The 18,260-nt window shown below is 55.0% G+C and carries 13 protein-coding genes and 1 tRNA gene; 5 read left to right on the forward strand and 9 right to left on the reverse strand.

Features of this window, described 5'->3' with window-relative positions:
* Positions 1–190: 190 nt before the first annotated feature.
* Together MUU53_RS21290 and metH are read right to left on the reverse strand one after the other, a co-directional pair.
* Positions 191–1,312, reverse strand: coding sequence for a hypothetical protein (locus tag MUU53_RS21290; protein ID WP_247262672.1), 1,122 nt, complete (start codon positions 1,310–1,312; stop codon positions 191–193).
* Positions 1,313–2,475: 1,163 nt separating this feature from the next.
* The gene (gene metH, locus MUU53_RS21295) at positions 2,476–6,243 is read right to left on the reverse strand and encodes a methionine synthase (RefSeq protein ID WP_247262673.1); all 3,768 of its coding nucleotides are present in this window, start codon (positions 6,241–6,243) and stop codon (positions 2,476–2,478) included.
* 160 nt (positions 6,244–6,403) lie between these two features.
* Here metH and MUU53_RS21300 point away from each other — a divergent pair, with 160 nt between their 5' ends.
* Complete coding sequence (locus MUU53_RS21300; protein WP_247262674.1) at positions 6,404–7,651, forward strand: AGE family epimerase/isomerase; 1,248 nt, start codon at positions 6,404–6,406, stop codon at positions 7,649–7,651.
* Between the two features lie 45 nt (positions 7,652–7,696).
* On the opposite strand, the gene MUU53_RS21305 is transcribed toward MUU53_RS21300, so the two are convergent.
* The 3 genes from MUU53_RS21305 to MUU53_RS21315 all read right to left on the reverse strand — a co-directional run bounded on the left by MUU53_RS21305 (position 7,697) and on the right by MUU53_RS21315 (position 11,714).
* Positions 7,697–8,257, reverse strand: a complete 561-nt coding sequence (locus tag MUU53_RS21305) for a DUF2799 domain-containing protein (protein WP_244484710.1) — start codon at positions 8,255–8,257, stop codon at positions 7,697–7,699.
* Positions 8,258–8,454: 197 nt separating this feature from the next.
* Entirely contained in the window at positions 8,455–11,343 is a 2,889-nt protein-coding gene (locus tag MUU53_RS21310; RefSeq protein ID WP_247262675.1) for a hybrid sensor histidine kinase/response regulator, read from the reverse strand.
* Between the two features lie 158 nt (positions 11,344–11,501).
* The gene (locus tag MUU53_RS21315) at positions 11,502–11,714 is read right to left on the reverse strand and encodes a hypothetical protein (RefSeq protein WP_247262676.1); all 213 of its coding nucleotides are present in this window, start codon (positions 11,712–11,714) and stop codon (positions 11,502–11,504) included.
* A 414-nt stretch (positions 11,715–12,128) separates the two neighbouring features.
* Between MUU53_RS21315 and MUU53_RS21320 the strand changes: the two genes are divergently transcribed.
* Complete coding sequence (locus MUU53_RS21320; protein ID WP_247262677.1) at positions 12,129–12,359, forward strand: hypothetical protein; 231 nt, start codon at positions 12,129–12,131, stop codon at positions 12,357–12,359.
* Positions 12,360–12,477: 118 nt separating this feature from the next.
* Here MUU53_RS21320 and MUU53_RS21325 read toward each other — a convergent pair whose 3' ends face one another.
* The gene (locus MUU53_RS21325) at positions 12,478–13,272 is read right to left on the reverse strand and encodes a polysaccharide deacetylase family protein (RefSeq protein WP_247262678.1); all 795 of its coding nucleotides are present in this window, start codon (positions 13,270–13,272) and stop codon (positions 12,478–12,480) included.
* A gap of 279 nt (positions 13,273–13,551) precedes the next feature.
* On the opposite strand from MUU53_RS21325, the gene MUU53_RS21330 reads away from it, so the two are divergent.
* Positions 13,552–13,833, forward strand: a complete 282-nt coding sequence (locus MUU53_RS21330; protein WP_247262679.1) for a hypothetical protein — start codon at positions 13,552–13,554, stop codon at positions 13,831–13,833.
* A 110-nt stretch (positions 13,834–13,943) separates the two neighbouring features.
* Here MUU53_RS21330 and MUU53_RS21335 read toward each other — a convergent pair whose 3' ends face one another.
* On the reverse strand, positions 13,944–14,699 hold the full coding sequence (locus tag MUU53_RS21335) for an SIMPL domain-containing protein (RefSeq protein ID WP_247262680.1): 756 nt from the start codon (positions 14,697–14,699) through the stop codon (positions 13,944–13,946).
* 255 nt (positions 14,700–14,954) lie between these two features.
* Here MUU53_RS21335 and MUU53_RS21340 point away from each other — a divergent pair.
* Positions 14,955–15,030 (forward strand) — tRNA-Ile (locus MUU53_RS21340).
* Between the two features lie 83 nt (positions 15,031–15,113).
* On the opposite strand, the gene MUU53_RS21345 is transcribed toward MUU53_RS21340, so the two are convergent.
* The gene (locus tag MUU53_RS21345) at positions 15,114–16,040 is read right to left on the reverse strand and encodes a phage protease (protein ID WP_247262681.1); all 927 of its coding nucleotides are present in this window, start codon (positions 16,038–16,040) and stop codon (positions 15,114–15,116) included.
* Between the two features lie 11 nt (positions 16,041–16,051).
* Positions 16,052–17,044 carry a Mu-like prophage major head subunit gpT family protein gene (locus MUU53_RS21350; protein ID WP_247262682.1) on the reverse strand — a complete coding sequence of 331 codons (993 nt, stop codon included), beginning with the start codon at positions 17,042–17,044 and terminating at the stop codon, positions 16,052–16,054.
* A gap of 363 nt (positions 17,045–17,407) precedes the next feature.
* Here MUU53_RS21350 and MUU53_RS21355 point away from each other — a divergent pair, with 363 nt between their 5' ends.
* The gene (locus tag MUU53_RS21355) at positions 17,408–17,848 is read left to right on the forward strand and encodes a hypothetical protein (protein WP_247262683.1); all 441 of its coding nucleotides are present in this window, start codon (positions 17,408–17,410) and stop codon (positions 17,846–17,848) included.
* The last annotated feature ends 412 nt before the right edge of the window (positions 17,849–18,260 follow it).

Here is an 18,260-nt window from a genome sequence, read left to right on the forward strand (position 1 = left end):
ATCTCCAAAATCAGCTTTGAATCCGATTTGCGCTCTTTTGGGAATCCCAATCCTTAAATCATCACCACGACCTAGCTAAGAAAGTTATCTTACAGTCTGCCAGGTTCAGATCGAGCCTGACAGACTGTAGCTTGCCTATTCTTCTTCGTCTTTTCAGAGAAAACCGGTTTCCACTTTTCTCTGAAAAACTTTAGGCTGCCGCGCCATTATCGCTGCTACTTACCAAAGATGGGTCAAACTTCCCATTCTTGTCGAACAAGGCTGGATCGAACATTCCATCCTTGCCCTTCAGGCCTGGATTGATCGCGCCATTCTTGTCGAACAAGGCCGGATCGAACTGACCATCCTTGCCCTTTAGGTTCTGATTGATCGCGCCGTTCTTGTCGAACAAGGCCGGATCGAACATTCCATCCTTGCCCTTCAGGTTCTGATTGATCGCGCCGTTCTTGTCGAACAAGGCTGGATCGAACATTCCATCCTTGCCCTTAAGGCCTGGATTGATCGCGCCATTCTTGTCGAACAAGGCCGGATCGAACATTCCATCCTTGCCCTTAAGGCCTGGATTGATCGCGCCATTCTTGTCGAACAAGGCCGGATCGAACTGACCGTCCTTGCCCTTCAGGTTCTGATTAATCGCGCCGTTCTTGTCGAACAAGGCTGGATCGAACATGCCGTCCTTGCCCTTCAGGTTCTGATTGATGGCGCCGTTCTTGTCGAACAAGGCTGGATCGAACATTCCATCCTTGCCCTTAAGGCCTGGATTGATCGCGCCATTCTTGTCGAACAAGGCAGGATCGAACATGCCGTCCTTGCCCTTAAGGCCTGGATTGATCGCGCCATTCTTGTCGAACAAGGCCGGATCGAACTGACCATCCTTGCCCTTTAGGTTCTGATTGATCGCGCCGTTCTTGTCGAACAAGGCCGGATCGAACTGACCATCCTTGCCCTTCAGGTTCTGATTGATCGCGCCGTTCTTGTCGAACAAGGCTGGATCGAACATTCCATCCTTGCCCTTAAGGCCTGGATTGATCGCGCCATTCTTGTCGAACAAGGCCGGATCGAACATTCCATCCTTGCCCTTAAGGCCTGGATTGATCGCGCCATTCTTGTCGAACAAGGCTGGATCGAACTGACCGTCCTTGCCCTTAAGGTTCTGATTGATCGCGCCATTCTTGTCGAACAAGGCTGGATCGAACATGCCGTCCTTGCCCTTCAGGCCTGGATTGATCGCACCGTTCTTGTCGAACAAGGCTGGATCGAACTTACCGTCCTTACCCTTGAGCCGTTCATTAACCTTACCATCGGGGCCCATCAAAGCCGGATCGTTTTGGCCTTCAGGGCCGTGACCCACCGTACTCTCAGGGCCTAAGCTGCGCTGAGTGCTAAACTGCGTATAAGTCGACCTGTGGTCACCACCAAATCGATGGTTACCTTCGTCATGCTTGCTACCTTCATGTCTAGGCTGATAAAATGAATGTGGTTCGATCTTCCTCGATTGAGGACCCTGCCCGAACCTTTCTACCTGAATATCCTGACTGGATGGAGTATATTTCCTTACGCTAACTTTTGAAGGGTCCGCGTCCTTACGCCCCCCATTGCCGTCCTGCTCAACTGGCGGTCTTCTTACGCCACCATTTACTGAAGATGCTCCGGATATCGCCATACTCTTCTCCCTCAGAAAATAACTAACAACCAGTAAAGCTATCCAAATATAATTTTAATAGAAATTCAACTAAAAAGTCGAAGAAATGGATTTTATATGAAGAGAGGCATCGTTATATCCAATTATTATAATTAAATGAATTTCCGTTAATCGATTTTGTGAACATAAATAGCGCTTTACAACAAAAATAGACCATCAAAATTAAGGTTTCGACTTCACGTCAATCACTGTCTCATAGTGAAACCATTTAACCGCAAGGTAAAGAAGTCCATAAACAGTCAAAGTAAAGCGTAGCGCGGTTGCGACAGCTTCTGACATCAATGGCTGCAAAAAGACAAGAGAACGAAGTTTTCGCATCAGTTAACCCATCAAAAGCGGTGTACATCTGAGTCACAACAAGTAAATCCGATAAATGAAAAAATATAAATTTATGATGCCATACGATGTTGCACCGCATCATTATGCGCGATCGTCTATTTCCCGAGAAACACAGGTCAAAAATTTGAAGGCGGTGAGGAAGGAAGGTGCTTCACGCACATCCTGGACTCGTTGCCAGACTCACACCTGCCAACTGCGGCAGAAGAGGTAAATTGTTGACACGAGACGACAAGAGCCGACTAAGATGGCCTTCCATTTTCACAGAGAAAGCAGAACGACGGAGGTAGCGAGACCAACAGTAAAGATGTTCAACAAAAGCCCACCAAGCAGCCCTCACTCGACCGTGCAGCAATCATTCGAACGCTGTAAATCTTTGTTTCAGCCTATGTCGTTATCACAAGACCGCTGCAGCAAGTTACGCGACATCACCTTGTTCAAGCCGCCTCTTCCGTCTCCAGCTTGGAAGGAACGTAGTTCAGCACCGGTCCAAGCCAACGTTCAACGTCTGCGATCTCCATGCCCTTGCGGCGCGCATAGTCTTCCACCTGGTCACGTTCCACCTTGGCAACGCCAAAGTAATAGCTGTCGGGGTGACCGATGTAGAGGCCGGAGACGGAAGAGCCGGGCCACATGGCATAGCTTTCCGTCAGTGTCACACCGGTCGTCTTTTCCGCATCCAGCAGATCGAACAAGGTCCGCTTTTCGGTATGATCCGGCTGGGCCGGGTAACCGGGTGCCGGGCGGATACCGGCATAGGCTTCGGCGACGAGTTCCTCATTCGAGAATTGCTCGTCCTTGGCATAGCCCCAATACTCGCGGCGCACCTGCTCATGCATGCGCTCGGCAAAGGCTTCCGCAAAACGGTCGGCCAGTGCCTTCACCATGATGGAGGAGTAATCGTCGTTCGCCCGCTCGAAGCGTTCGGCAATCACCACTTCCTCGATGCCAGCTGTGACGACGAAGCCGCCGACATAGTCCGTCTTGCCGCTATCCTTCGGTGCCACGAAATCCGCAAGTGCCACGTTGGGCCGCCCGTCCCGCTTCGACAATTGCTGGCGAAGCGTGAAGAAGGTCGCCAGTTCCTCGCGGCGCGCTTCGTCCGTGAATAGAAGGATATCGTCACCCACGGCGTTCGCCGGCCAGAAACCGATGACAGCACGCGGGCGGAACCACTTCTCCTCCACGATCTTGGCAAGCATGGCCTGCGCATCCGCGTAGAGTTGGCGGGCTGCTTCACCCTGCTTCTCATCCTCCAGAATTGCCGGGAAGCGCCCCTTCAGTTCCCACGTCTGGAAGAAGGGCGTCCAGTCGATATAGCGCACGAGGTCTTCCAGCGAATAATCGTCAAACACCTTCGTGCCGAGGAAGCTCGGGCGTGTGGGCTGATAAGCTGCCCAATCCACCTGCTGGGCGTTTGCCCGCGCCCGCGCAATCGGAAGCCGCGTCTTCTCGGCTTCGGCACGTGCATGGGCGGCCGCCACCTTGGCATATTCGGCGCGAATGTTCTCGACATAGTCTTCGCGGCCGCCTTCTGCCAGCAGACTGGAGACGACACCCACTGCACGGCTCGCATCCGTCACGTAAACCGCCTGCCCTGCCTGATAATTGGGATGGATCTTCACCGCCGTATGCACGCGGCTGGTCGTGGCCCCTCCGATCAGAAGCGGGATGTCGAAGCCCTGCTTTTGCATCTCGGCAGCCACATGCACCATCTCGTCCAGCGAAGGCGTGATGAGACCGGACAGACCGATGACATCCACCTTCTGCTCTTTCGCCACCTCGAGAATCTTCGTCGCGGGCACCATGACGCCGAGATCGATGATCTCGTAATTGTTGCAGGCGAGAACGACGCCGACAATGTTCTTGCCGATGTCGTGAACGTCTCCCTTGACAGTCGCCATCAGCACCTTGCCCGCCGCCTGACGCTCATCGCCGCCATTCTGGCGCTTCTCTTCCTCCATATAGGGAAGCAGAACGGCAACCGCCTGCTTCATCACGCGGGCGGATTTCACCACCTGCGGCAGGAACATCTTGCCAGCGCCGAACAGATCGCCCACCACGTTCATGCCCGCCATCAGCGGACCTTCGATCACGTGCAGCGGGCGCTCGGCCTGAAGGCGCGCTTCTTCGGTATCGGCTTCGATATACTCGGTGATGCCGTTGACAAGCGCGTGTTCCAGGCGCTTCGCCACCGGCCATTCCCGCCAGGCAAGATCCTGCGCCTTTGCTTCCTTGGCGCCGGTGCCGCGGAAGCGTTCTGCGATTTCCAAGAGGCGCTCGGTCGAATCCGCACGACGGTTCAGCACAGCGTCTTCGCAGGCCTCGCGCAGTTCGGGATCAATGTTCTCATAGATCGCAAGCTGACCGGCATTGACGATGCCCATGTCCATGCCCGCCTGAATGGCGTGGTATAGGAATACGGCATGCATGGCTTCGCGTACCGGCTCGTTGCCACGGAACGAGAAGGACAGGTTGGATACGCCACCAGAGATATGGACCAGCGGCATTTCCTTGCGGATCGTGCGCGTCGCCTCGATGAAATCGACACCGTAGTTATTGTGCTCTTCGATTCCGGTTGCGACCGCGAACACGTTGGGATCGAAAATGATGTCTTCCGGCGGGAAGCCCACCTCTTCCGTAAGGATCTTGTAGGCGCGACGGCAGATTTCCACCTTGCGATCGTAGGTGTCCGCCTGCCCCGTTTCGTCAAAGGCCATCACGACAACAGCGGCACCGAAGGCACGAATGAGCCGAGCCTGCTTGACGAAATTCTCTTCGCCTTCCTTCAGCGAAATGGAATTGACGATTGCCTTACCCTGAACGCACTTCAGGCCGCCTTCGATAATCTCGAACTTGGAACTGTCGATCATCACCGGCACGCGAGCGATATCCGGTTCGGCAGCAATGAGGTTCAGGAACTCCACCATGGCGCGGCCGGAATCGATCAGGCCTTCGTCCATGTTGATGTCGATGATCTGCGCGCCATTTTCCACCTGATCGCGAGCAACGGCCAGTGCCGCCGTGTAATCCGCATTGGTGATCAGCTTGCGGAATTTGGCCGAACCCGTCACGTTGGTGCGCTCACCGACGTTGACGAAGGGAATGTCCTTGGTCAGCGTGAAGGGCTCCAGACCGGACAGCGACATCAAGGAGCGGTGCTCCGGCACCTGGCGCGGCTTGAATTCAGCCACGGCCTCGGCAATCGCGCGAATATGGTCCGGCGTCGAACCGCAGCAGCCGCCAACGACATTGACCAGACCTTCCTTGGCGAATTCGCGAACCTGCTTCGCCATGGCCTCCGGCGACTGGTCGTACTGGCCGAACTCGTTGGGCAGGCCGGCATTCGGATAGGCACAGATGAAGGTATCCGCGACAGCGGAAACTTCCTGCAAATGCGGCCGCATGGCGTCGGCACCGAGCGCGCAGTTGAAACCGACGGTGAACGGCCGCGCATGGCTGACGGAGTTCCAGAACGCCGTTGGCGTCTGGCCGGACAGCGTGCGACCCGAGAGGTCGGTAATCGTACCGGAGATCATCACCGGCAGGCGGATGCCCTTGGCGATAAAGCGCTCTTCGCAAGCGAAAATTGCCGCCTTCGCGTTCAAAGTATCGAAGATCGTCTCGATCAGAATGATATCGGCACCGCCATCGATCAGTCCGTCGATCTGCTCGGCATAGGCCAATCGCAAATCATCGAACGTCACAGCACGATAGCCGGGATTGTTCACATCCGGCGAGATGGAGGCGGTCCGGTTCGTCGGGCCGATGGCGCCCGCCACAAAGCGGCGCTTGCCGTCTTCGCGCGTAGCCCGCTCGATGGCGCGGCGGACGACCTGTGCGCCTTCCTTGTTGAGATCGTAGACCGCGCCTTCCATCTGGTAATCGGCCTGGGCAATGCGGGTCGAGGAAAAGGTATTCGTCTCGATGATGTCTGCGCCAGCCTTGGCATAGCGATAGTGAATATCTTCGATGGCCTGTGGTTGGGTCAGGATCAAAAGGTCGTTGTTGCCCTGCTGATGACAGGCGCAACCGATAAAGCGATCACCCCGAAAATGATCTTCATCGAAGCCCAGCCCCTGGATCTGCGTTCCCATGGCGCCGTCGAGAATGAGAATCCGTTCGCGCGCAGCCTTTGCCAGCGCTTCGAACATCTCGTTGCCATCTCGTGACGCACCTTCGGGACCAAACAACTGATCAAACACGGGCATCTCCTCAAACCACCTTATTCTCTGCTCGCTTAATCACATAAAGATATCTTTATGTCAATCTAACCGACTGATATCGCAGACATGAGCATGACAGTTTCCTGTCTAACGGATATACGCATTTTCTGTTCAAAGTTCCAAACCCCGGAGATCGTCGATGAGTGCAGCCGGCCACAACCCTTCGAACTGGGCTGCGCGCCCCTATCATCGCACATGGCTGATGGCGCAGGCGGAAGGCCTGATGGATTTCTTCCAGTACCGGGCCATCAATCCGAAGGGCGGATTTTACGATCTCAATCCGACAGGCATACCGCTCGACACAAATAATCCGGCACGCGGCATCCACGCCAGCGCCCGCATGGTGCATTGCTTTGCCATCGCCGATCTTCTGGGTCGCCCGGGTGCAGCGGATGTTGTGGATCACGGCATGCGCTATCTCTGGGAGAAGCACCGCGACCAGAAACATGGCGGCTATTTCTGGCAGGCCAATGACGAAGGTGCGGCGGATGCTTCAAAGCAGGGCTATGGCCACGCTTTCGTTTTGCTCGCCGCCTCTTCCGCCAAGGTTATAGGCCACCCGCTGGCGGACAGAATGCTGGCAGACATTACCGAAGTCTTGGAAAGGAAATTCTGGGAAGAGCAACACGGCGCCATCGCTGAGGAGTTTTCTGAAGATTGGCAGCCGGTTCCGGGCTATCGCGGCCAGAATTCCAACATGCATCTGACGGAAAGCCTGATGGCGGCGTTCGAGGCGACCGACGAGCGGCACTATCTGCAGAAGGCAGAGCGCATAGCAGATCTTCTCATCAACCGTCGCGCCCGTGAAGAAGGCTTTCGCGTCGCTGAACATTTCTCGGAAGACTGGGCTGTCGACCGCACATATTATCATCCTAACGAAATGTTTCGTCCGGCAGGCACCACTCCCGGCCATTGGCTGGAATGGGCGCGGTTGCTGCTGCAACTCTACGCGCTGGGCGGCAAGGCGCAAAGCTGGATGCCGCAGGCGGCTGAAGCCCTGTTTGAACGGTCCATGACGCTAGGCTGGGACACCGCGAAGGGCGGCTTCTTCTATACGCTGGACTGGCAGGATAATCCGGACAAGCGGTCCAAGCTCTGGTGGCCCATGTGCGAAGCCGCTGGAGCCGCGCACTTTCTCAATCATCATGTGCCGAACAGTTTCCACGAGGAAAGCTATCGCAAGCTCTGGTCAACGATCGCCGCCCATTTCATCGATCGTGACAACGGGGGCTGGTTCGAAGAGACGACGGAGGATCTTAAGCCGGCAAATACGCTGTTCCCCGGCAAGGGCGATATCTATCACGCATTCCAGGCTTGTCTCATTCCGCTGTTCCCGGCGACAGGCAGCCTGACCAAGGTGATCGCCGAAAACGGAGCCACGCTCTGAAAGAGAAAAGCCTCCGCCATTTTCCAGCGGAGGCTCCATATTCAATCAGTAGCGCCGGACCGGCGGTCGCATGTCGCCTTGCGGGTTCATGCGGAAAGCAGCGAGATCCCGCTCTGCGTTGGACAGATCGTAGCTCAGATCATCCGCCTCGCGACGCAGACGGCGGATTTCGAAGTCGTTATCGTCGATGCGCATCTGAATTGCACGACGATCCTGATCCTTCGCATTCTTGAGTTCGCGGTAGCGCTGATCGGTATCCTGTTCGCGCGAACTGATGCTGGACCGGATGGAATTCATGCGCTCACGCACTTCATGAACCCGCTTGCCCAGCGTATAGCCACGCATGAAACCCGGCTCCAGATCCGGCGGGCACACATTGTTGTAGCCGTCGCCTGCTTCTCCACGCTGAGCGCCGCTCAGCGGCGTACAGTAGCGCTTGATCCCTTCCTGGAAGCCCTGATACCAGGTCGTCTGGTCCGGAACGACCTTGACGCGTTCGCAAGATTTGACGTGATCCGCAAAGCGGCTTTGCGGATTATAGCCTGCCGCCCCATCCGTATCGCCGATGACTTTCCAATTGGCCGCGACGCATTCTTCCTTTGACAAGGAATAACATGACGGCAAAAGGCACATTGCCCCCAAAGCGCTGAGCAACAGCAGTTTACGCATTCCCCTCGACCCCCAAGGTATGATGTTGTCGAGGAAGAATAAGCAAATAAACCGTTAACGCGCTAGCCTATTAGCCTGCCGATTATGAGCCTTCGTTGATTTTCCACCGTCACGGCAAGTGGCGAGGGATTGACCTATCGGTTGCGCCCGACCATGTCCCGAATGCGTGCGGCCAGGAAATCATAATCATAGGGCTTGGTAATCAGGCTCGCCTGGTCCAGACCTTCCGAGCCGGGCACATGCAGATCACCTGTTGCAAAGATGACGGGCAAATTCGGATGCCCTTCTCTGAGCTTGCGGATGAGTTGCAATCCGTTCATGTCCGGCAGATGCACGTCGGTCACTAGAATGTCGATCGCGGCACCATCGATGGCTTCCATCGCTTCCTTGCCGTTGCCAGCCTCGACAACGACCATGCCGAAATCCTGCAGATAGTCGGCCGTGGAAATGCGGATCAGCGCTTCATCTTCACACAGAAGGACACGAATCGATGACGTGGGAGCCGACGGTTGCTGACGCGATTTAGGGGCCTCGGCGCTTGCCTGACGTTCCTTGGCTTTGTCCAGCAGCATCCGGATCTTGCGGGCCAGTGTCTCCCGCCCATAGGGCTTGCTGAGCAGGTTGACACCGGGGTCAAGCCGACCACCATGGACAATCGAGTTCTCAGTATAACCCGAGGTGAACAGAACCTCGATATCCGGGCGACGCTCCTTTGCTTTTCTTGCAAGCTCGCTGCTTTTCAGACGACCCGGCATGACTACATCGGTGAACAGAAGATCGATTGAAACTCCGCTCTCGATGATAGCAAGCCCGCTGTCTGCATCACGCGCTTTGAGGACGGTGTATCCGAGATCGGCCAGCATCGAAACGGTAATGTCCCTGACAGCGTCATCGTCCTCGACAACCAGTACAGTCTCGCTGCCGCCTGCAATGTCACCTGCCGTTTCTTCGGCAAGCATATCCTCTGCCTGCATGGAACGTGGCAGATAGATGCGTACCGTCGTTCCGCTGCCTTCCTCGCTGTATATGTTGATATGCCCGCCCGACTGTTTCACGAAGCCATAGACCATTGAAAGGCCCAGCCCCGTGCCCTTGCCTTCAGGCTTCGTGGTAAAGAACGGGTCGAATGCGCGTGCAAGCACATCAGGCGGCATGCCGCAGCCCGTATCGCTGACAGCCAGCATGACATACTGACCCGCCTCGACATCGAAGGCGTTCTGCGCGTAACGATCATCCAGATAGGCATTGCCGAGTTCGATGGTCAGTCGACCGCGTCCATCCATGGCATCCCGCGCATTGATAGCCAGATTCAGCAATGCGTTTTCGACATTGGATGGATCGACGAGTGTATTCCACAAACCGCCGCTGACAATCGTGTCGATCTCAATCGCCTCGCCCAGACTGCGGCGCACGAGGTGGTCCATTTCCCGCACAAGCCGTCCGAGATTGACGACCTTGGGCGCAAGCGGCTGCCGGCGACCGAAGGAGAGAAGCTGCGATGCGAGCCTTGCGCCGCGGGCGGCAGCGGCAAGCGCATTGTTGAGCCGACGTTCCGTCTGGTCGCTTTCGGGAAGCTCACGCCCCAGAAGCTGAAGATTGCCGGTAATGACCTGCAGCAGATTGTTGAAATCATGCGCGATCCCGCCAGCAAGGTTCCCGATCGCCTCCATCTTCTGGCTCTGACGCAGAACCTCCTGCGTTTTCAGTAGTTCGGCGGTGCGTTCCTCGACACGGCTTTCGAGGGTCGTCGCCAGAGTTTCAAGACGAGTCTCGGTCTTCTTCTGGTCCTCGATATCTGTGCTCGTGCCAACCCAGCGCACAATGGCGCCATCGGCATTGCGAATAGCGACGGCGCGCGAAAGGAACCAACGGTAGTTCCCTTCATGGCATCTCACCCGCGCTTCGGCCTGGAACTGCGCGCCGCTGGCAACGGATGCGGCCCACACATCCCGAACACGCTGCAAATCATCCGGATGCAAGGCTCCTGCCAGCAGGTCCGACGGCGGAGGATCGGCCGACTCGATCCCGATATATTGCGCCATCTGCAGATTACACCAGTCGAGTATACCCGCCGGTATGGCTGTCCAGACGTGGTTCGGCACGGCTTCAGCCAGCGTGCGGAAACGCTCTTCGCTTTCTCTCGCAGCATCTTGCGCGCGGCGGACCTCGGTTACCTCATGCCCCTGAACGAAGATACCGGTGACAGCCTCTGTCTCGTCGCGTAAGGGTTCATAGATAAAGTCTAAGAAAATCTCGTCGGCAGAAGTTCCGGCGCCCCGCCGCAGCAGGACGCGGGCACCGGACGCACTGTAGCCCTGCCCGGTTGAGTAAACTTGATCGAGAAGCTCGTAAAATCCCTGCCCATCAATATCCGGCAGAGCGTCCCGAACACTCTTACCGATCAGATCTTCACGTCCCACAAGCGTCTTATAGGCTGCGTTAGCTATTTCGAAGATATGTTGCGGGCCTCGCAGGATGGCCATAAAACCCGGCGCCTGTTCGAAGAGGCTGCGCAGATATTCGCGCTCCCTGCCAAGTGCCAGGTTTTCGCCAGACACGGCGTCGGCACGGCGCATCACGCCAGTCTGTACATCAAAGCCGGTCGTCGATTGGCGCAGCAAATGCAATTCGGTCACATCAACCGTATGCTGAAGAATGAATCGAACGTGTCCGTCTTCACCAAGAACCGGGGTGTGCGTCGCACTCCAGAACAACTCCGCCATAGTTCCGTCAGGGCGGGCAATTGGGTAGGGAATGAGTGCAAGGTGATCAACCTGTCGCGTCTTTAGTACCTTTGCAAAGGATTGCCGAAGCATCCGTCCGCTGGCGCTGTCGGGATCACTCGGAAACGCATCGAACATATTGCGACCGAGCAGCTTTTCGCGCGACTGCATGGTGGTCGTCAGATAGGCGTCATTCATCCCTACGATGACGAGGTCCGGATCGACGATGACATAGGGGTTGGGAGAGTGATTGAATAGCTCTTCGATATCCTCTCCGGACAGCCCGGCCCGTCGAAACATGTAATACCCCTGCGCCCCGCATTTCTGACTTCCCAGTTTATAGAGCGCTCAGGCAATTATACAAGAATATTGATATAGATAGTCGCGGGTGGGTGACAGCGCTCGGGCTAAAGCATGTCGCGCATCAATCCGCCAGGCACAGCGACAGCAGCTCCGGATCAGCTGAAGGCTGGAAAGCTGTCTGCCAGTTTCGATGCAGCAGATTTATCGCGCTGATACGAGTGACGCATTCTGTCGGCCCGCGTCTCTGGTGCCTCTTCCCGTGTTAGGGGAAACAATCCGTCTGCGTAGGTTCCCGTTGCAGCTTGGAGATCCTCCACCTGCATCGCGTCCGCCTGCCTCATCAAAACCTGCAGGAATTTCCTCATCATGTCGCCCTCCCGTCTTCTTCGTCTCGAAAACGGCCAATGCGCACTTCAGTTCCAACCGGATTGGCCACCAGTCGTCACCGGACCCGAGCCATTCCTACCCCGAGATCGACCGCACCGAACTCGCAAAAATACGTTCAGCAGCGACGTCGGAACATCTGTGAACATTCTGGCAACCTTCAATCGCCCGGCACAAGTCCTCCACAGGATGTCCACAATAGATGCCGAGAGTAAAAGTCTCGTGAAGGCTCTGGAATCAAAACACTTTACCGGCGGAATTTACCCGACCTGTAGACAAGTGTTCCTGCAAGGTCTGTGGACGATCTAAATTGCAAGCCACTGTTGAATTGAAGACCTCTGATTCATTTTCGTCGCAATCGTGCTTCATCGTCGATTCGACTGAAGGAGGACGGAGATATGGAACACGAACTGACCCTGAAAGAACTGACGGCGGATCCTTTGATCCTGATGGTGATGCGTGCAGACGGCGTGGCGGAAGATTCGCTTCAGGATCTGATGAAGCAGGTCGCAGAAACTGAAGTTAGCCGACTGCAACTCCAGATGCACCAGACCCGCGCAGATGAATTCTACGCCCGACTTGATGAAAGCCTCGCACACAACACGAAGTCGTTTCGACGAAACGGTTGACACAACACCCAGTCCAATCGTCGAAACGCAAAAAGTCCCGATTTGAGACACACGCCTTCACGGCGCGACCTCTTGCGCGCTACACCGTAACCCGGTCACAGCAACTACAGAATTGGCTCTACTGCGTCGTGCCAGCATCGCCCACGCCGTCGACCTCAGATAATCTCACGAATGCTATTCCCTTGTGCTTCAGGGCCATGATACCCCGAACCACCCCAGCCCCAGCCTCATGCGTCGGCTGGTTGATGTGAGCGATGACGACATCGCCATCCTTTGCACCAGAGATCTTGCGTTCCGTCATTGCCGCTCCCAGCAGAGAGCCACCATCGCCGTTCAGGGAGTAGCCGGCAATCTTGTATCCCATTTGCCGAATCTGCCGAATTGCGCTCACGTCATATTTGGCAGTCGCGCCGCGAAACCAGCGAGGCTGTGAAAATCCCGCAGCTTTTACCGCTGCGGCACCAGCGGCCACCTCCCGTTCCACAGCGGCAATGCTGCCGGCTGCCGGAATTCCATAGATCTTGACTGGCACATCCACAGCAGGAACATGATTTTCCCCGTGGTTCTCAATGTCGAACAGGTCGGGATGCGCACGCAGGATCGCAATGGCTTCCTCGTTATTTCGAAGCCACCGCGCCGTGACGAATAGGGTCGCCGGAATACGTTCGTAGACGAGCGTGGAGAGAATGCGACTGTCGGCCTGCCCCATGCACGCGTCAAACGTCAACGCCACCCGCGGTGCGGTACCGGGCGGCGCATCCCGGATCTTCAACTTCGGTTCCAACAACGCACGAGCTGCTGCGGAAGGTGGTGCTACATTGACTGCAGGCACATTGACAGCAACCTTTGACTCCCCGGCAGCGAAAGCGGGCGCAGCAAGACACACCAAACCAAGCAGAACAAACGTGCGCATATCCGGTCTCCAACCAGTTCTATCTGGGCAAGATCGTCCGCCATAAGACAGTGGCGGAATTTGGTTGTCATCTCAATTTTTCATGTATCACTTCGGAACAAATATGATAAATCGAGAAGCCTTCGTATACCAAAAGCAAGGACATGAAGACTCATTGAGCAATTCTCTCTTTGATAAACACGGTATTTCGGACTAGTCTGTCGTGAATTGTTTCATTTTGGGGCATGTTGAAAATTCAAGATATAAGGTTGCAAATTTGCAATGTGCACGGCAGGGAACTTGGAAGATCAACGCACATTGAACTATGCTGAATCACAAGCATCGGTACCAGGTGGTACAGGTTCTGGAGTTGTTGCAATCAATTTCGATTATCCGGCGCCTGAGGGTGTCCTCATGCCTTATGAGCTTGCGATGTTGCAGCGCTTGTTCAATCGTGCGCTGCGAAAGCAGGGTTACGCCAAGACTGACATTGAGGCGAAGATGCTGGCCACGACTATGATGGACCTCTACCGCCGCGGTCTAAGAGATGAGCGCAAACTCCGCATTATGTTCGCAATTTAACGTATCGCCGAACGATCCAGCGGGCGTTTTGCAGCACTTGGATTGCCCTACGCTGCGATATTGCATCCTTCAAGCAATCCCGGTTTCAGTCGGGATTGCTTGGCACCTCGTTAGGGTCGGATATCGAACCGCATTTCGACAGTCACCGTATAGGTAGTTTCACCTCCCGCGACAGGCACGGAATCGGCCTCCTTCGCCATCGCCATTCGCATCATTGGAGCAGGCGCAACCGGCTGCAGGTTTGTTTCTGAAATAGTCGCGACAGGCCCGAGCGTCACTCCGGCGGCTTCGGCCAAGGTCTTCGCCTTTTCCATTGCATCTTCGACGGCCTTGCGCCGCGCATTCTGATAGGCAGCTTTCGGCTCATGGTTGGTGAAGGTGATCTGTCCGCCCTGATTGACGCCGAGTTTCACGGATTGATCGATCAGCGCGCCCAGCTTCGACAATTCCCGCACACGAACAGTCAGGGAATTCGTGACCTGATACCCGATAATGACCGGTTGTTGATTGGTGTTTTGTGGCGTGGGCTGCCGGTCACTGTAGCGCGGAAAAATCGAGAAATCGCCGGTCTGGATATCCCGATCCGCTACTCCGCTCGCCTTCAGCGCGTCGAGCACCGTTCGCACAGCCTCATTGTTCTGGGCAAGCGCTGCCTGAGCCGTTTCCGCCATGCGCGTGACCGAAAGATTGACGATGGCCATGTCCGGCGCGATGCTGGCAGTTCCCTCACCTGAAACGATGATCGCCCTTGGTTGCGGTGGTGTAGGCGGCGCCTGCGCAAACGAAACGGCAGGCAGCACAAGGTTGGCCATCAGCGCGAGGGCAGTTGCTTTAGCAGGAACGGCTGGACGACGACGGAAGGACATGAATTTCTCCGTTTATGATTTTAAGTCTGCACAAACATTGTAATGCCTGACTCGAAGATTGATGCGGCCTGACCTCTGCCGCGCAGAGAGGACAGGCTCCGTACACCAAACGCTGTGGAACAGGAATGATAGCTGCACCCCGATTGTGTAGCCATTACGGCAACACTTGCTGACAACCGGTTTTTGCGTTACAGCCCGTTTCCAAGCGACGGAGCGAACCATTGCGCCCTTCGCTGTGCCTTTATCGTAAGGCGCGGGCCTGTAGCTCAATGGTTAGAGCCGGCGGCTCATAACCGCTTGGTTGGGGGTTCGAGTCCCTCCGGGCCCACCATCACGTAATTTTCAGTCATGTTTGTAGCTTGACGGCAGGTTCCGGAATTTTGACACCAAGTTCCGGAAAAATGAAATTTCGGTCTAACCTCGAAACAAGCTATCAACTTGGATGCCGAGTTGGTTAGCTATTCGAGTTGCGTCGCTGTTCAACGTGGTCAATTTCACACCTGTTGAATGAACGCCTCCTTCCATTCGATCTGGAATCGTCGTTTTCTGAAGATAAGCAAAAGGCGTCCCCATTTTCACGCAAAACTGATCGAAGAGTTCCTCGCTGGAACTCGCCAAAGTTATGCAGAAATCCTTTAAGGCAGGTGTGATCGTGCCACAGCGGATTGCATCTTCTACCTTTTGATTTATCCGTTCAGACCGTGAGTTTGCGACCTCACTTGAAAGGGATTTGAAGGCACTTTGAAGGGCATTTAAATGCGCCTCAAAGCCATTGCTTTTCGCGACTAGCAAAGTGATTTCAGCAGCGACCTGTTCGCCCGTTGCATCTGCACTAAGCCCAAGCGCCGAAGCAATCGTCAGATCGACTGAAGTCATAGCTTTTGAAGTGTCTGGATCGGCTGAAGCAAGGGTGCCCATCGCAAGAGCCGGTGCGGCAACCAGCGATGCAGAATGAAGCCAAGTCGCCTTGCCTGTGATTTTATCTTCAAGAATTGCTGGAGACAAAAAGCGATGGGTTTTTGCAGCAAGGATTCTCTCGCCTTCCGGCAACCAGATGACGCGTCCCCAGAGCCCGTCTTCACGAGCCGAAAGCTCCTCTATCCAACCAACGGCAGGCGCATCGCCTCCGAGTTTAGCCTTGTTCACAGTTGAATGATCGACATCAATTGGAATCGGAATTCCATCGGCGTTGAACCGTTCAACCAGCGTTTCCGGTGACACATCGAAGCTGCGCCCGTCCCGGCCGATGAACTTGCCACGAAGCGCAAGCTTCACCCATGAAGGTGGCTGCCCCTCCTGAGTAATCACTGCCAATGTAGAGATGTCAGTAAGCGGATCCATGAGAAGCCCCCTTAGTTAAGCCATGGTGAGACGATCAATTCTGCCGTCCCTTTCCAGATGTTTGACGACCCTTCAATCTGGTCCGCCATCAACAGCGTCCGGGCCTTGGCTTCCAGTGCAGGCGGCACGATCAGATGAGTAGGCGTAATCCCTAGTTTCTGCCCTTCATCGCCCGTGAACAAAGACATGGATTGGCGAGCCAAGGCGAAATTCTCTGAATTCAGGTCAGACCTTGCACCGTAGGCCAGCTGCCATAGTCCGAAGCCACAGTTTACCCGTGCCCGAATCCCGTAAACGTACTCGTCGCTCATGAACACATGCGCGTCATTGGGATTGGTGATGCTCTGGAATTCGTAGGCTTCTCGCTCCTGCCAAATGATCGGCTTCATCGCCTTCGACAGGTCGAGAAGATACCAGGGCGCTCCTGTCCCCGTTTGGACGTTAGAGACAGACTCGGTCAGTTGGCTAATCGCTGCACGAAGATACCCTTTGGTAAAATGGTAGGTGCCGCCGGAACTGCCACAATGGCAGAGGTCGCACGGTTGATCATCTTCGACCACGCCGAGATGAAGACCTCTTTGCATGAGGACCAAGAGTTCATCCAGCGATTGATGCACGGCTGCGACAAGGATTTTGGCACAATGGTCCAAATGATCCGGGGTGCCGTTGAACTCGCAATATACGCAGACGAGCGGGTAATCACGAACAAGCATTTCGCCGAGTGCTTTGAAAGTAATACCGGCCGCGACGAAGCAGAGAATGTCTTCATTGTAAAGAACTGGGAAGGCATCAAGCCCTATACAGCGGCAGAACAAGATGTAGGTGCACGTAACCGTCAGCAGCGCTGGCCAAGGAAGAAGGTCGGGTGAGCGAATGGCCAAACTGTCTTTGACTCTGCCTATGGAACCCAGTGAGACACTGCCAAGCTTCTGCTCACGCATTGCCGCAGTGAACGGGGTTGGGAGCGCATCCGAGTTTTCAGCACATTTCGGTTTCAGTTTCAACCGCCTTGCAAAAGGTTGGCATACGGACGTTGGGCTATTCGCGGAACTTGTTGGGAAAGGGTCTGATCATTTGCACTTTAGCCAGCTGTTGCAAATCGGTAAGACTGTTAAAACACATGGAGGAGTATTTTCTCGGGAGTTTATCGACACTGATCGCTGCCGCATCTGCCCGGCATCGTGCTCAACGACATCGGCCCAAAATATTCACTTTACCTTGCTTACTGTCGTGCCGAGTGGATGTTGAGATTCGTCCATACTTGCCCAGATCATGGAATTCCTTTGGTCAGTTTTGGTAACTTGCGAAGAAACGCCTGTGATTTCGCTACGCAAGTTCGCACGAGAATCGACGAACTGGAATCTCACGTGAATGTGGCACGGTCGAATGCCCCTGCCCGTCTCCAGGACTATGTGATCAACCGGATGCGCGGAAGCAAAACGCAGGTCGGCTGGCTCGACGATTTCCCTTTGCAGGCGGCGGCACATTTTGCCGAACTTCTCGGTGCAGTCGTCCGGGACGGGTCCGAACCTGACTTGGAGGGGTATACCTCAGATGATTGGATACAAGTTGCCGATATCGGTTTTGGGATCGCGAAAAATGGGGCGACAGCAGTGATAGTTGCCCTTCAGGCATTTCTCGCTGTTACACCAACAAATCGTCGGGTTCGAGCCTCGGTGTTTTTCGGTCGACTATCGGCAGAAATTCTCGAACGGTTTGACCAGCCGGGATATTCCGAGTTGGCAAAATTCTTGGAAGACGTGGCACGTGAACGATATCCAAAATTGGTGTCCGACTTGCCTACGTAAAAATTGAAGCTGTGCTTGAGATTAACCGGGTTTCGACCCGGTTTTTTTGTGCCTTGATTTCCCTCAAATTTGGGCCACGCCACGTTCCGTTTTGGGCCTCTAGCCTTCCGCTTTCCCTGAAAATCAGGTGTTTCTAAGAGGTGTTTGGGCCAAACTTGGTTCCGTTTTTACACCAGCAGCAAGCATTAGCGATTCAGCTAAACCACTGCTCTAAATGACATAATCGGGCCTTCCCGAATAATACCGCGAATTCCCGCCTCTTCCGGATAGTGGTGTCAAACAACATTGACGCGGAAATCCGGATGTAGCTTGACGCCGAAATCCGTAATTTTGACACTAGGTCGTGGTGATGATTTAAGGATTGGGATTCCCAAAAGAGCGCAAATCGGATTCAAAGCTGATTTTGGAGATC

It is taken from the genome of Affinirhizobium lemnae (assembly GCF_022968395.1).
Classification (GTDB): Bacteria; Pseudomonadota; Alphaproteobacteria; order Rhizobiales; family Rhizobiaceae; genus Neorhizobium; species Neorhizobium lemnae.

What these genes read in the sequence shown, in the direction of transcription:
- MUU53_RS21320 (WP_247262677.1), top strand. Translation starts at nt 12,129, where the DNA reads ATGGAACACGAACTGACCCTGAAAGAACTGACGGCGGATCCTTTGATC.
- MUU53_RS21310 (WP_247262675.1), bottom strand. Translation starts at nt 11,343, where the DNA reads ATGTTTCGACGGGCCGGGCTGTCCGGAGAGGATATCGAAGAGCTATTC.
- MUU53_RS21325 (WP_247262678.1), bottom strand. Translation starts at nt 13,272, where the DNA reads ATGCGCACGTTTGTTCTGCTTGGTTTGGTGTGTCTTGCTGCGCCCGCT.
- MUU53_RS21300 (WP_247262674.1), top strand. Translation starts at nt 6,404, where the DNA reads ATGAGTGCAGCCGGCCACAACCCTTCGAACTGGGCTGCGCGCCCCTAT.
- MUU53_RS21290 (WP_247262672.1), bottom strand. Translation starts at nt 1,312, where the DNA reads ATGGGCCCCGATGGTAAGGTTAATGAACGGCTCAAGGGTAAGGACGGT.
- MUU53_RS21315 (WP_247262676.1), bottom strand. Translation starts at nt 11,714, where the DNA reads ATGATGAGGAAATTCCTGCAGGTTTTGATGAGGCAGGCGGACGCGATG.
- MUU53_RS21345 (WP_247262681.1), bottom strand. Translation starts at nt 16,040, where the DNA reads ATGGATCCGCTTACTGACATCTCTACATTGGCAGTGATTACTCAGGAG.
- MUU53_RS21335 (WP_247262680.1), bottom strand. Translation starts at nt 14,699, where the DNA reads ATGTCCTTCCGTCGTCGTCCAGCCGTTCCTGCTAAAGCAACTGCCCTC.